Genomic DNA, 15356 nt, shown 5'->3' with positions numbered 1-15356 from the left:
GGAATCACTTTTTTGAAATCACGCAACAGCACATTCAATCTTTTTTTGTTCCATTATCTGCATATCAATTATTTTTTGAGCAACAGTTCCTCTTTCGAATAAACGAATGAATTTGAAAACGGCACTAACAAAATACCCCGGATTTGAAACTAATCGGGCAATTTCTGTTATTCTTTCATCTCTTTGCTGAATACAGACTTCTCTTTCATTTTCAGGAACCGCCACAAATTCATTGGCAAATTTCCAGGCACCGTCTCTTGCGGTTTCCATACTAAAATCAATAAAGAAGTTGTCTATTTTTCCTGTAAATTTTAGTATCCACGTGAGCGTTGGCCAAATTTTGATTAAGCATTTTTCAACATCTCCTACCAGATTACTAAGAATGGTATTTATATGGTCAAAATCGGCTTTTAAGTCCCCGATGTTTTCTACCGTACTGACCTGAGCTGAGGCTATTCCTAAATCAAGGTTCACATGTGCATTAATTCCGAGCAGTAAATGCTGAACAACTATTGGCCAAAACTTTTCGGCTTGTTGAAAGGCAAATCCCCAGCATTCTGATGGTTTCTCTTTGGCTTGATATTGATAATAGGCTTTTAAGTACCGATTGGCAAAAATGACATCCAATTTCTCCATTCGTTCACCATTTTGAAAAGAACCATCGTGAATACCTTCTTTTATTTTTACAGTAACTTCACGATATAGGGCAGCAAATAAACCTATAGCGCTTTGCTCTATTTTTGATCTTTCTATTATTTCATCCAAAAGCTGAATTACTTCGTCTATAGTATTTGCTTGTTTCATGTTGGTTATTGTTAAATTAAGAAGAACGAATATAATTATTTTAATCTTTTAATAAGCCTTTTTTTGAAGCAATTATCTTGTTATTTTTCCATTTTTAATACAAAAAACGGATCTGCATACAGATCGATGTCTTCATCAAAAAAATATCCCAAAAGAAAACTCTTTTGGGATGTTACTATACTTAAATCGAAAACAATAAAAATGTTAAGCCTCTACTTCTACTTTTAAAATTTCTAATTTTAAATTTCCTTTTTTAGCAGGCCATTCGATAAGATCCCCAACCTTGTAACCAACCATTGCAATACCTTCATCAGAAAGAACCGAAATTTTGTTTTTACTCACTTTTACTTTTTCCGGACCAACAAGAAGAATTGTTTTTTCTTCGTTTTTAATGTGATCTTTATAAGTTACTTTTCGGTTTACCGAAACAATATCTTCTGGCAGATTTTTTCTCAATACCTGAGACGCATGTTTTAATTCGCCTAATAACAGTTCTTCTTCTTGCGGCGTTACTTTTTTTCTTCTTACGTGATCTTTAATTAAATCGTATGTTCCTGTGGTTAAAATAATATTTTGTGACATAACTTTCTTGTTTGCTCACTTTTCATAGAATATGATATACAACTCTTCATTGAATATCTTGCAGTTCCATCTAATTCAATGATATCGCATCCTGAATGAAAATTGAGGTTAAAAAAACGAACTAATAAATAAAAAGGATCCCTGCCTAGAGTTGCGACAGGGCATAATGAATAAACTCTTTTGAGTTTTTTAAGAAAGTGTCATCATGCAAATATAATAATGTGTACATCAAGCACATCAAACAGCTGTTTACTAAATAAAAATTTGCAGTCATCATTATTATTACAATTCTAATCTTGTTGCAAGATACATTTATTTTCTTACAAAAAACAAGAAAACAAATAATACCATTCCGTATTAGTAAAAACGGCTTTACGGTTTCTCCGTAAGATTATTGATTTTAAAGAAGCTATTTTTGAAAATGAGGTTTTATTATAAGTTTTATGCTGTTAATTTATTATTTCACACAACCAAAGAAATAACATTTGTAAATCATTCATAATTAAATGGTTTTAACTAATAGATTTTATAATAAATATTTCAAAAAATTCCCTGATTTAACTAAACAAGTCAAAATTAAATTTGAAAAATTATGAAAAAAATGAAAAACCAGTATTACGGTAAATCGTTACTTTTTGCGTTTGCAATTTCAATCCTGTTCTTATTTCAAAATTGTTCTGAAGAAAATTCCAATCAAGGCAATATTGAAAGCGAGTTAAAAGAAACGCCTGTTGTAGCAAAACTTACCTCGTTAGGTTTTAAGAAAGAAAGAATCAAAGAATATGATGATTTTTATCTTGTAGAGGGCGATTTAATGTTTTCAAAAGACATTAAAACATATTCAAAAAACAATACCACAAGCAGGCACGCAGCTACAAATAATTTAGTTTCAATATTAAAAATTACATTTATGTCTGTTTACGTCGATCCTTCTATTCCATCGAGCGGAGAAGACAATTGGAGAGATGCCTTAAGTTATGCCGTAAGTGATCTCAATAACATTAGCGGATCTACAGTTCATTTTAATATTATTACTAGTAGCAGTCCCACCGCAGATATAGTTATAAAAAGCGATGGGAATGTCCTACAGGATAATGTTATAGCTTCGGCAGGATTCCCTAACAATAATAATCCTTACAATCAAATTCTAATAAACTTAGATTTTTGGAGCAATACAAGCGTTAGTGAAGGAAGTAAACGATATAATTTGGTACACGAGCTAGGTCACTGTATTGGTTTACGACATACAAACTGGGATGACCCTAACAGGTATGAAGGTCCGGGAAGTTATGGGGCAAATGTTATCCCAAATACCCCTGCTCAGGATCCAAATTCAGTAATGAATGGTGGTACTGCAAACTATTCCTGGAATGGATTTTCAGTTTATGATTTAGTAGCTATTAGATACCTATATCCAGCAGCTCCGGTAATCTTACCGCAAGTAACAGCTACAGGACCTGATTATTTACAGTCTGGACCAAATATATTTACATGGGCTTATACAGGAAATTTGGCAAATGCTGATTTAGACAGTATTATTTGGTGGTACTCAAAAGTAAATGACGTTGGAGCTCCTTATGCTATTGGCTGGGGTGCAACAGGTTATTTTATGTCTGTTGCTGATACTTTTTATTCAGATACTGGAAACCAAACTTCTAATTTTAAAATATATATTACCATACGAGATACAAGTGGAAACCTTTATAGAAGTCCGGATTATAATATTATGAAAAAAGGAAAATTTAAATTAGAAGGTTCATTATAGGCGATTGTTATTTTTATTCGTACTTAAAAAGCTGCAAGAAAATAATTCTTGCAGCTTTTTTTACAATTCAAAATATTAATATTTCCCAAAAACTCCATCTTTTAAAGCAATTGCAAATGAAATTGATGCAAATCATCCAATAACTCCATTTCTTCTTCTGGCAGAAGCTGCAATGCAATTTCAAGCAGAGTCATTACATTAACATCATCCTTTAAAACTGACATACTTCGGGCATCTTTATTAAGTAAAATAATACTTGCTTTTAAAAGATCTGAAACCATTAAATTTAATTCGTTATAACTCGATACGTTTAGCGTTACCCTAAACGAATTTTCAAGATTATTATCTGGTTTTAGTTTTTTGAAATCTTTTCCTTTTTTCAGTAATTCTAAAAGCTTTGTTGTTTGCTCCGTATATTGTGTTTTCATTATTTTCTACATTTTTTTCTTCAAAACGAAATTAGAAATAACAAATAACTTTTAGGTGATTGTATACAATCGGTTGTATTCAACCGATATCTTTTTCATAAAAATGATCTTAAAAACATTAAGGAAATACCTTATATTTGATAATAAATTAAATCCATCTAAAATGAATAAGCTGATCAACCTAAATCTTATTGGAGCGATTTTATTTCTTAATTCCTGTTCTTCTTCAATGTCTCCAATACAAGTGAATAATACACTTCCCACTTTAACAAAATCGAAATACATTTCACAATCTGAAATAGAAACAAGCAATTGTAAATACTTAACTAAAAATAGAAGTTATACTGCTCCAATTGGATTGTTCCCAAAAGATGATTTAAAAAATGGAGCAAGAGGAATTGATGAATGGGTAACTTTAGATAGTGGAAATGCTTATATCTTAAGAAATTATAGATGGGTTAATGTAGGTGATGAAGCAACACAGCTTCATTTAGAATTTGATACTTTGTTGTGTGAATAAATAAAATTTTAATCATGGAAAACTTCGACTGGACATCCTTCACAAAAAAAATAGCGATTAAGGCTAAACTCAGCGACATTTATAATGCCTGGACAATTGCAGATGAATTAGAAAAATGGTTTCTCGAAAAAGTATCTTTTTTTGATACAAATCAAGAACCAATCAGTAAAGACAAAAACGCTGCAGAAGGTACAATTTATAATTGGCTTTGGTATTTGTATAAAGATTCCATGAAAGGAAAAATCATTTCTGCCAACGGAAAAAACGAATTACAATTTACTTTTGAAGAAACTTGTCTGGTAGATATAAAACTAACCGAAACAAACGGTTATACCGTGGTCGAACTCCACCAGTACAATATCCCTACAGATGATTATTCTAAACAATATATCAGACTCGGCTGTTCAAACGGCTGGGGTTTTTACTTAACCAATCTTAAATCAGTCTATGAAGGAGGTTTAGATTTACGTAACAAAGATGATAATTTGAATCCTATGATTAATAATTAAATCATTCTTAAAATATAAAAAGCCAAAAATGCGTAAGGGTCAAAAAAGACTTTTACGCATTTTTTTATGGGAGTGCTTTATTACTACTTAAAAAAGGAAATCCGTAATTAATTTTTCTCATTTACGGATTTCCGTAAAACTACTGATTGTAAAGCCCTTAGTTTTGAATAACAAATTTATATCCTGATTTGTTCATATGTTTTTATGCTATAAAGAATCGGGTATTTTTTGAAACCAAAAACTAAAACAGATACATAATCTTAAATTTTACAAACAATGAGTAAAAAATCAATTCAAGTAACCGACATTTTTTTGGCTATACTGGCTGTATTATTAATTAGTGTAAGTTTTTACCAGACCTGGCTGGGATTAGATCAGATTTTTGGCCCGGCTTCTTTTATAATTGCCTTAGTTTTATCTTTCTTATTATTGTTTTTAATCTGGATGATCAGAACTGCAAAAGTAGAAGGCCGCACCACTTCAAATCTGGTAGGGATTTATCTTTTTATTGCCTCCTTTTGTTTCATAGCAAATTTTAATGCTTTGTACACCAGATTCATGAAAACCGATATTTATACTACTGAATTAAGGGATATAAACGAACGTTTTAATAATCTGGAAGCTGATGTTCAGTCCAAACTAAGTTATAAGTATAACAAAGAAACTGCTCAGGATATCGAAATTAAAAAGAAACAAATGATGGAGCAGATCAAAGATCCCGGAAATAAAGGAATAGGCACAAGAGCCCAGTCTTTAATACGTGACATCGAAAAATTAACCGGACAAAAAGTTGATTTCCTGACTCCGGTTGCTAATGATTATGATGATCTGGCAGAAAGAATGGGACTGCAGGTCGACAATATGATTTCTGACCTTTCGCCCGAAGAAAAAGCTTTAAAAACAGATATAAACAATGCCGTATTAAAATGGAATAAAAAGATTCAGGATTTATTACTGCTTTCAAAAAAAGAAAAAGACGATCTCTCTCAGGGACTAATTGATGATTCATTATCGGAATATAATAAACTTGGAAATCGTGCCCATTCCGTTTTAGGTGACGATAAATTTAAATTCACTCCTGAAATCTCCAAAACACAAGATGTTGGAAAAATTGGTTTTGCCTTTGATCATGCCGTCAAAAACTTTGGAATGTATCAGTTTGTTGTATTAATGGGCTGTATCCTGTTAGACTTTGTTATTGTGATTATTGTATTACTTGCAACCCCAGGCAGCGGAAACAGCAGTAATAACTCCAGTATATTCAGCAGCAGTAAAAGAAACGGAAAAGTATTAATTGCTAAAAACTAAAACAAGATGACTGAAGATAACAATACTTTAAAGCCTTTAACCCTGAGCAATGAAACATTAAAACCAATTTCGTATGATGCTCAAAATAATGCAAAACCTGATTTTGTTCCTTTGGCCAATGCCAGTACCAACCAAATTAAAAATAAGGAAAGTAATTTCATTTTCTTTTTTGGTGTAGGAGAATCAGGCAAATCGGTTATTCTTTCTTCTATTTTGTATTATTTAAGTTCGCAAGCCGGCGTTTTACGTCCAAAACTGGGTACTCCCAATACAAAAGAAGCCCAGGTTTTACTGGCCGATTTTTTTGAAAACATAAGACAAGGTATTCTGCCCAATAGAACTACCCGTGATCAGGTTACGAGACTCGACTTAATCTTTGAACCTAATAATAAGTCTAAAAAAGTGCCGCCCATAAACCTGACTTTTCTGGAAACATCGGGAGAAAACCATAAAGATATCAGCAGAGGCGGTACTTATCACAGCAGTATCGAAGCGTACCTGAATGCTAATATTCCGCTGACATTTATAATCGTGACCAGTTATGACAATGCACATCTGGAAGATACTTTAATAAACGAATTTCTGGACGAACTCGAGAGAAAAGGGAAAAACCTGAAATCGATAAATGTAATTTTAGTTGTTTCTAAATGGGACAAATCTGGCAGGACAGATGTTTCAAATGAAGATGAACTGGAAAACTTTATAAACGAAAGGCTGCCGAGAACCAATACCCGAATAAATTCTTATGAATTGAATAAAACCTATTTCACAATTGGCAGTATTGAAAACAATGGGAACGGAGAAAGAATCACACTTTTAAATTTAGCTCCTGCCGAAGTTTTGTCAAACTGGCTTTACGAAAGCATTGTAGGCTATTCGTTAGATTATGAAGGAACTTTCTGGGAACGATTAAAATTTAGCTTTTAAACTAATGACACAAAATATATACCTGCTGGCTTTTGGTACATTTGGGAACCCTTATGGTTTTAGACAGACCTTTTATTTAGGAAATCAAAATATTGCAAAATCAATTAAAACCTTCGACCTTAATACCAACGCCATAAAATTATTCGAAAACAGTATCCTGTACTCCATTCGTAAAGAATCAGTAAACGGATTAAACGCCATTGCATACACTAAATATTCTTTTGCAAAAGAAAAAAACTCTGACCGAGGGGGAACATTTGTTGGTGCCAGTATCTTGTTTACCAACGAAATTGCAGAAGATAATCTGACGATTACCAAACTCAATGAATTTCATGAAATATTAGTCAGCAAAAATATCGATGATAAAACCATAATGGTAAATCATTCTGATGACTTTACTGTTGATATGCCTAAGGATTTTGACAAACTCAGCTTTCATCTTAAAAACATTGACGAGCCTTCTAATTTCAGGTTATCAAATTCAAATCTGGTTGTTTATTCTCATATAGATGAAAACACACTGCAGCAAAACCTGAAAAAATCATTAGAATTATTAAATAATTTTGACACTATCTTTTTTACTGACCATGAGGAAATTGCAAATTTTACTGTTGCTAAAAACCTTTACAAAACAATAGATGAAAAAGGATTTAATGATGAAATACAAATTGTAAAAGAAGAAAAAAAGAAACAGCGGCAAATTATACTTCATGATTTTGAAAAAGAATTTTCTGAACTTGAAGAAAACAAGAAAAACAATATTAGGTCGCTTAAAGAGAGTATTGAGCAAAACATAAAACTGCATCAGGAAAATAGCAGAAAAATAGACGAGTCAAAAAAACAAGTTGATGTTGTAGAAAATAAATATTCGGAATTTTCAAGAAAAATAAAAGAAGCAATAAGTTACATACACACCGATAAAAAAATTGAGGAAATAAAACTATTCCACAATGAAAACAAACGTGAATTTATAAATTATATAAATGAAAATACGAAACCGCAATACCTAAATAATTTAAATAATATACAGTCGAAAACGGATTCGACTGTTAGAAATCAACCTACTCCTGACTGGCTTGAGCCTAATAATACGTTTCAAAAAAGAAAACGAGGAGAAAAAGAATCATCTCGAACTTATATATTCTTTTCGATTTTATTTTTCTCATTATGGCTTTTAACCTTTTTATATTTTCTTTTTTTAGATGATATAAATAAGCTGCTTTTAAGTGCATAATTTTAACGTTTATCTTTCTCGACTTTGCGCCTTTGCGAGAACCAACACAACAGTATAAAAAACTTAGCGCCTTTGCCCTTTGTGGCAAAACCAAAAAAAATCCTAACTTCGCTCTTTAAATAAGAAAGGAGAAAATGAAGGTCTGTATTGCTGAGAAACCAAGTGTAGCACGCGAAATCGCATCCGTTTTGGGCGCCAATACCAAACACGACGGATATTACGAAGGCAATGGTTATGCCGTAACCTACACTTTTGGGCATTTATGCACCTTGAAAGAACCCAACGATTACAAACCGCACTGGAAAAGCTGGGATTTAAACAACCTGCCAATGCTTCCAGAAAAATTCGAAACCAAAGTCGTTCAGAATTCGGGAATTCAAAAGCAGTTTAAAATCATAAAAAGTCTTTTTGACAAAGCCAAATTGGTCATAAACTGCGGGGATGCCGGGCAGGAAGGAGAATTAATCCAGCGCTGGGTAATGAACGAAGCGCATTATAAAGGCGAAATAAAACGTTTGTGGATTTCATCCCTAACCACCGAAGCCATAAAAGAAGGTTTTGACAACTTAAAACCATCCGAAAACTACGATAATTTATTCTACGCCGGATTTTCAAGAGCTATTGGCGACTGGCTTCTCGGCATGAATGCTACACGTTTGTATACCGTAAAACATGGCGGTTACAAACAAGTATTATCTATTGGACGCGTGCAGACACCAACATTGGCAATGGTTGTAGACCGATTTAAAGAAATCGAAAATTTCAAACCACAACCCTATTGGGAATTGCAGACTTTGTACAGAGAAACACTTTTTAGTTATGAAGAAGGTCGTTTCCTGAAAAAAGAAGACGGAGAAATTCTGGCCGAAAAAGTCAAAGAAAGTGATTTCGAAATCGTTTCTGTCGATAAAAAGAACGGAAACGAATATGCACCAAAACTATTTGACTTAACGGGTTTACAGGTTTATTGCAATCAAAAATTTGGGTTTTCGGCAGAAGAAACGCTTAAAATTGCACAGACTTTATACGAGCAAAAAGCCATTACATACCCGAGAGTTGATACAACTTTTCTGCCAGGTGATATTTACCCAAAAGTGCCGGGAATTTTACAAAAACTGACGAATTATGGTCATTTAACAGAACCGCTTTTAGGAAAAAAAATAAAAAAATCGCCTAAGGTTTTCAACGATAAAAAAGTAACAGACCACCACGCGATTATTCCAACAGGAATAGAAATTAATCTGCCATACAATCAGCAGCAGGTTTATGATATAATCGTAAAACGTTTTATTGCTGTTTTTTATGACGATTGTCTCGTTGCCAACACGACAGTGATAGGAAAAGCAGCAGATGTAATGTTTAAAGCCACAGGAAAAGAAATCCTGAAAAAAGGTTTCCGCGTTGTTTTCGATACTTCGGCTTCGCCCAATACAAACGCAAAAGAAAAAGAACCCGATTTACTGCCGAGTTTTATTGTGGGCGAAAAAGGCCCGCATGAACCGTCTTTCCTTCAAAAAGAAACCAAACCGCCCAATCATTTTACCGAAGCTACTTTACTGCGTGCGATGGAAACCGCAGGAAAACAAGTTGATGATGAAGATTTACGAGAATTAATGAAAGAAAACGGAATCGGACGTCCGTCAACACGTGCGAATATTATTGAAACACTTTTTAAACGTCAGTATATTGTCCGCAACAAAAAACAGGTTTTACCAACAATAACCGGAATTCAGTTAATTGATACAATTCAAAATGAATTGATAAAATCGGCTGAACTTACGGGTTCTTGGGAAAAACAGCTAAAAGATATCGAAAAAGGAACTTTTACAGCTGCCGCTTTTATTAGAAATATGAAACGCATGGTCGAAGCTTTGGTTACCGAGGTTCGAAGCGAAACGAGACACGCCAATATTTCTCATGCAGCAACGATTCAGAAACCTGTTGTAAAACCTGAGAAAAAGAAAGCCGATGGAATTTTGGCAGAAACTTGTCCGAAATGCCAGAAAGGGAATTTTATAAAAGGAAAAACGGCTTTTGGGTGCAGCGAATATAAGGCGGGCTGTGATTTTGTGCTGCCTTATGTTTTTTCAGGTAAAAAAATTACCGAAAGCCAATATTTACGATTGGTTCAAAAAGGCTCAACCGTAAATATAAAAGGCTTTAAAACTGATGCTGGAACGGTTGAAGGTTTAATTCGTTTTGAGGAAAATTACAAACTCAAATTAGAACCAAAAAAAACCGAAACGAAGAAAACAACGCAAGAAACATCAGATTCTTTAATCTGTCCGAAATGCAAAAAAGGAACAATTCTAAAAGGGAAAACCGCTTACGGCTGCACTGAATATAAATCGGGCTGTGATTTTAAAGTCACTTTTGATGAAGTCCGTGCCAAATTAAAAGATCAAAAACCAACTAAGGAATTGGTGTATTCGATTTTAGAGGAAAATGTTTAGATTTTTTTAAGCCACAGATTAAAAGGATTAGAAAAGATTTTTTTGTTTTTTTGCCACGAATTACGCGAATTTTCACTAATTCTTTTTCACGCAGATTTAAAAAAAATTTAGCAGATGTGCGCAGATTTATTTAACTCAGAATCAAAATTAAATCTGCCTAAATCTGCAAAATCTGCGTGAAAAAAATCATTTTAATCCTTTTATCCCGATAGCTATCGGGAGTGGAAAAACATTTCCAGTTTTTCAAAAACTAATTCGTGAAAATTAGTGTAATTCGTGGCAACCAATTTTTTTCATACTTTAGTACAATCAAAACTCATAAATATGTTTCAGAAAATTACTCTTTTAACTCTTGTATTAGCTGTTGTTTCTTGTCAAAAAAAAGAATCTTCAGAAACTGATAAAATTAAAATTGCCGACTGGCTTATCGGAAACTGGGAAAACAAATCTCCAGACGGTGTTTTAACCGAAAACTGGGAAAAACTAAACGACAGTACTTTCAACGCTTATTCTTATTTTATAAAAGAAAAAGATACTTTACATTTTGAAACTATTGTTCTCGCTCAAAAAGGCGAAACCCTAACCTATTTCGCAACCGTAAAAGGTCAAAATGAAGAGAAAGCTATAGCTTTTCTATCAACTGCAGAATCAGACAAACAATTGGTTTTTGAAAACGCTAAACACGATTATCCTCAAAAAATAACGTATACAAAAGGAGCAAATAATACTTTAACTGCTGAAATTTCCGGGAATTTAAATGGGAAACCGAGTTCGGAAAAGTTTGTTATGACGAAGAAATAATTTAATAAAACTTGTCGTTCCTACGGAACTTCCAGATTTATCACAAATTGGTTTCCACGGATTGAAATCCGTCACTACAATACGATTCATTCCTCCGGAATTTTTCACAATACTAGAAGAACCGGAGGTTCGATCAATTTTGTAGGGCCGGATTTCAATCCGGTTTAAGCAAAGAATTATCTACAATGCATATAACAAAAACAGCAAAAAAACCTTAGCACCTCAGCATCTTAGAATCTCAGTAACTTAAACAAAATTACTCATTCTCCCCGATCTTATTCACCATAAAAATCATAAGTATACCTAAAAGCGCCATTATTAAAAACGCCCATTTCATACTTAAATATTCAGAGATAAAACCTACCATTGGGGGAACTAGCAAAAACCCAAGATAACCAATTGTAGATATAGAAGTTAATGCAGAGCCGCTGCTGAGTTTTGAAGATCTTCCGGCAATGCTAAATACCAGAGGAACCACACAGGAAACCCCAAACCCTATTAAAACATAACCAAAAATAGTTGGGTAAGCATACGGTAGAATAAAACAAAGAGCGAAACCAGAAGTGATTAAAATACCGCTGTAAAGCAAAATTCGTTTCGTACCAAATTTCATTACTCCATAATCACCAAACAAACGTCCTAAAGTTACTGCTGTGGCAAAAAACACAAATGCTGCGCTGGTTAATTTTGGCGACGCTTTCAATATATTTTCAAAATAAATACCGCTCCAGTCATACATTGTATTTTCGCAAGCCATAGATACAAAACAAATCAGGGCAAACTTGACAAGATTTTTTTCCGGCATCGAAAAGAACTTCTTTTTAACCGGTACAGGCTCGTTGTGAATACTCAACGGATAAAAACAAGCCGTAAGAGACAGCATAAAAACACTTACTCCTAATAAATGATGTGCCGGTGCAATATGCTGTGTTACCATTACATAACCTAAACCTGCCCCCGAAAAAACAGCAATACTCCAAACGGCATGAAAACGGGTTATAATCGATTTTGGATATAATTTCTGCACTTCCAGAGATTGTGCATTAATCGATAAATTGAAAATATTACGAGAAGCACCAAAAATTAAAAGTATAATAACCAGCTGCCACACAAAAGCCGCTAAACCCGGTAAAGAAAGAACAATATTAAACATAATCGCTCCTAACAGCATAATATAACGGCTGCTGTACTTATTCAACAACTTTCCTGTAAACGGCATTGTAAGCATTAAACCTATTGGAAATGCAAATAAAACAGCTCCAAACTCAGCTTCACTTAAATGTAATTGCGCTTGTATGTGCGGAATTCTCGATACCCACGAAGAATAGCCAAATCCGGAAAGAAAAAAAAACACAGTATTTGCTATACGGAATCCCCTAGGCGTATTTTGTATTTTTTTGAAGAAGGGTAAAATCATGAAGTCTGTTTTTCAGATTGCAAAAATAAAGCTTTTAAAGGGAATTACTGCCCTTTTTATATTTAATAAAACCTTATAATTTTTGACTTTTATCCCTTCATTTCTTCTTTATTCAATTATAACAAATCATTAGTAAATGAACTTAAATAATGTTTGTTAACGAATTTATAATTTTTACATTTGTATTGTTTTTATTTATTCTAAATAAAATTAATTATAAACCATTTAAAAAGAAAAAATGAATTACCTTAATTTGAAAACACCTCGTTTTCTATTTACAATTAGTTTTCTATTAACCTTCCTTATTACATTTGCTCAGCAAAACAACGGAAAAATTAAAGGAACCATCACAACATCAGACGGTGAGCAGGCAGCCGGAGTTAATATAGTTTTAAAAAATTCAAAATACTGGACAGTTACAAATGAAGACGGAAGTTTTGATTTTAACCGCATAAAAGCAAATACTTATATGCTGCAGGTTTCATTAGCAGGTTATGAAACACTTGAAAATGAAGTAATTGTTGTAGAAAGTGAAACAACTATAATTAATTTAAAACTAAAAGTTTCTAACAAAGAACTGAAAGAAGTTATAGTAAACGGCAAGAAAAATATTGTGTCTAAAAAAACCGATTATGTGGCGAGAATGCCATTGAAAAATTTGGAAAATCCGCAGGTATATAATGTTATTCACAAAGAACTTTTGCAGGAACAAATTGCGGTTGATATAAGAAGCGCTGTTCTAAATGCTCCCGGCACAACTACCAAAATTTATCCTTCGGGAGGGCTTGAAATTACTTTTAGAGGTTTCAGTACCGGAGTTAACGCCAGAAATGGTATGGAAACCCTTTCCGGAAGAAGCTCAGTTTCTATTGATAATGCAGAACGAATTGAAGTATTAAAAGGGCCTTCGGGAACGTTATTTGGCTCTTCGGTTTCTTCTTTTGGAGGAGTCGTAAATCTGGTTACTAAAAAGCCTTTTGAAGCTAGTAAAACAGAAATTTCATATACCGGAGGCAGTTTTGGGTTACAGCGTATTGCAGTCGATTTTAATATGCCGCTGACTCAGGACAAGAAAGTATTGTTTAGGATGAATGCTTCTGCAAACACAGAAAACAGTTTCTTAGATTATGGTTTTAATAAAACGGTCTTGTTTGCACCAAGTATTATTTATAAAGTTACAGACAAATTAACGTTGAGTTTAGATACCGAAATTTATAATACAAATAATACCCGACCAACTTACGGACGTTCTTATGCAGCCGGACTTACAAACCCGACAGATCTAAAATTGGATTACAGAACCAGCCTGTTTGCTGATGATGCCGATGCTAAAACTTCTTCTCCAAAAATATTTGCTCAGGCAGAATATAAATTATCTGATAAATGGAAATCGACAACGCTTTTTTCATGGGTAGATGAAAGAGTTGATTACAGTTATCAATATTATACCGTATGGAATTCTCCAACAGAAGTACAGCGAATAGTATCGCGTTTTGGTCCAATCCACAACAACTTTACCAATTTTCAGGAAAATATTAATGGTGAATTTTCTACAGGAAGCATTAAACATAAATTATTAACCGGTATTAATTACAGATTTACAAAAGGAACTTTCAAATATGCTACAACAGGAGTCCTGGATATAATAGATATCACAAAGGATTTTGAACCTATTAGAAAAAAAGAAGTCGATGCAGCATTAAAAGATTTAGAATTTGGTGTTCCGGATGAGCAGACTTTTAGTGTATATGCCTCAGATGTAGTTAGTTTTACAGATCGTTTATCTATAATGCTGAGTCTTCGTTTTGATAATTTTGTTCAGAAAAAATTAGAAGATACTGAGGGTTACAATCAAACAGCTTTGTCCCCAAAATTAGGTTTAGTCTATGAAATTGTGAAAGATCAGGTTTCTTTATTTGGGAACTACATGAATGGTTTTCAAAATTCCGGGCCAGTAAACCAGCCTGACGGAACATTATTAATCTTAAAACCAATTTATGCTAATCAATACGAAGGTGGTGTAAAAATAGAAGCATTTGATAAAAAAATAAGCACAACACTTAGTTATTACAACATTACTATTGATAATGCCACCAGAACAACTCCTGACGGATTTAATGTTCAGGACGGAAAACAAGTAAGCAAAGGAATTGATTTTGAATTTATTGCTAATCCTATTGCGGGTTTAAATATTATAGCAGGTTATGCATATAATGACAATCGTATCGTTAAATCATCAAATACTGCTATCGAAGGTAACAAGGCAAGCGGTGCTCCGGAAAATGTTGTGAATTTTTGGCTGTCATATAAATTTCAAAACAAACTGAAAGATTTAGGGTTTGGTATTGGAGGTAATTATGTAGACAAACAATATAAATTTGAAAATGAAAGTTTTTATGCTCCTTCTTATTCTATTTATAATGCAACAGTATTTTATGACAGACCAGCATGGAGAGTTGGTATAAAGTATAATAATTTTACCGATACAAAATACTGGGATTCTTATGGAATGGCACAAAATCCAGCCAATGTATTAGTCAATTTAACGCTTAAACTTTAGGCTTCATTTTAAGTAGAACCATTCGCTGCGGTGAATGGTTTTATTTTT

At 33.3% G+C, this 15356-nt stretch carries 13 protein-coding genes; 9 read left to right on the top strand and 4 right to left on the bottom strand.

Features of this window, described 5'->3' with window-relative positions:
• Window positions 1-18 precede the first annotated feature (18 nt).
• The gene (locus tag AABD74_RS11760; protein WP_406842989.1) at window positions 19-804 is read right to left on the bottom strand and encodes a DUF5995 family protein; all 786 of its coding nucleotides are present in this window, start codon (window positions 802-804) and stop codon (window positions 19-21) included.
• A 204-nt stretch (window positions 805-1008) separates the two neighbouring features.
• On the bottom strand, window positions 1009-1386 hold the full coding sequence (locus AABD74_RS11755) for a GreA/GreB family elongation factor (RefSeq protein ID WP_232681324.1): 378 nt from the start codon (window positions 1384-1386) through the stop codon (window positions 1009-1011).
• 592 nt (window positions 1387-1978) lie between these two features.
• On the opposite strand from AABD74_RS11755, the gene AABD74_RS11750 reads away from it, so the two are divergent.
• Window positions 1979-3151 carry a M57 family metalloprotease gene (locus AABD74_RS11750; RefSeq protein ID WP_406842988.1) on the top strand — a complete coding sequence of 391 codons (1173 nt, stop codon included), beginning with the start codon at window positions 1979-1981 and terminating at the stop codon, window positions 3149-3151.
• Window positions 3152-3252: 101 nt separating this feature from the next.
• Here the strand turns inward: AABD74_RS11750 and AABD74_RS11745 are convergent, their stop codons facing one another.
• Window positions 3253-3579, bottom strand: a complete 327-nt coding sequence (locus AABD74_RS11745) for a hypothetical protein (protein WP_406842987.1) — start codon at window positions 3577-3579, stop codon at window positions 3253-3255.
• A gap of 163 nt (window positions 3580-3742) precedes the next feature.
• On the opposite strand from AABD74_RS11745, the gene AABD74_RS11740 reads away from it, so the two are divergent.
• From AABD74_RS11740 to AABD74_RS11710, 7 genes are all read left to right on the top strand, one after another.
• Window positions 3743-4099 (top strand): hypothetical protein, encoded by a 357-nt coding sequence (locus AABD74_RS11740; RefSeq protein WP_406842985.1) that lies wholly within the window; start codon window positions 3743-3745, stop codon window positions 4097-4099.
• A gap of 14 nt (window positions 4100-4113) precedes the next feature.
• The gene (locus tag AABD74_RS11735) at window positions 4114-4608 is read left to right on the top strand and encodes an SRPBCC domain-containing protein (protein ID WP_406842984.1); all 495 of its coding nucleotides are present in this window, start codon (window positions 4114-4116) and stop codon (window positions 4606-4608) included.
• A 276-nt stretch (window positions 4609-4884) separates the two neighbouring features.
• Window positions 4885-5916 (top strand): hypothetical protein, encoded by a 1032-nt coding sequence (locus AABD74_RS11730; protein WP_406842982.1) that lies wholly within the window; start codon window positions 4885-4887, stop codon window positions 5914-5916.
• A 6-nt stretch (window positions 5917-5922) separates the two neighbouring features.
• The gene (locus tag AABD74_RS11725; protein WP_406842981.1) at window positions 5923-6843 is read left to right on the top strand and encodes a hypothetical protein; all 921 of its coding nucleotides are present in this window, start codon (window positions 5923-5925) and stop codon (window positions 6841-6843) included.
• Between the two features lie 4 nt (window positions 6844-6847).
• Entirely contained in the window at window positions 6848-8077 is a 1230-nt protein-coding gene (locus AABD74_RS11720; protein WP_406842980.1) for a hypothetical protein, read from the top strand.
• 134 nt (window positions 8078-8211) lie between these two features.
• Entirely contained in the window at window positions 8212-10530 is a 2319-nt protein-coding gene (locus AABD74_RS11715) for a DNA topoisomerase 3 (RefSeq protein ID WP_406842978.1), read from the top strand.
• A gap of 324 nt (window positions 10531-10854) precedes the next feature.
• Window positions 10855-11331: a DUF6265 family protein gene (locus AABD74_RS11710; protein ID WP_232681319.1), complete on the top strand. Its 477-nt coding sequence runs from the start codon at window positions 10855-10857 to the stop codon at window positions 11329-11331.
• Window positions 11332-11587: 256 nt separating this feature from the next.
• Here AABD74_RS11710 and AABD74_RS11705 read toward each other — a convergent pair whose 3' ends face one another.
• Window positions 11588-12748 (bottom strand): MFS transporter, encoded by a 1161-nt coding sequence (locus tag AABD74_RS11705; protein WP_232681318.1) that lies wholly within the window; start codon window positions 12746-12748, stop codon window positions 11588-11590.
• A 238-nt stretch (window positions 12749-12986) separates the two neighbouring features.
• Between AABD74_RS11705 and AABD74_RS11700 the strand changes: the two genes are divergently transcribed.
• A complete protein-coding gene (locus AABD74_RS11700) occupies window positions 12987-15308 on the top strand; it encodes a TonB-dependent siderophore receptor (protein ID WP_406842976.1) in 2322 nt (773 codons plus the stop codon).
• Window positions 15309-15356 lie beyond the last annotated feature (48 nt).

Source organism: Flavobacterium soyae (genome assembly GCF_045348165.1).
In the GTDB taxonomy this organism is placed as follows: Bacteria; Bacteroidota; Bacteroidia; order Flavobacteriales; family Flavobacteriaceae; genus Flavobacterium; species Flavobacterium soyae.
Note: the sequence above shows the minus strand (reverse complement) of the source record. Positions and strands in the feature narration are given on the sequence as shown.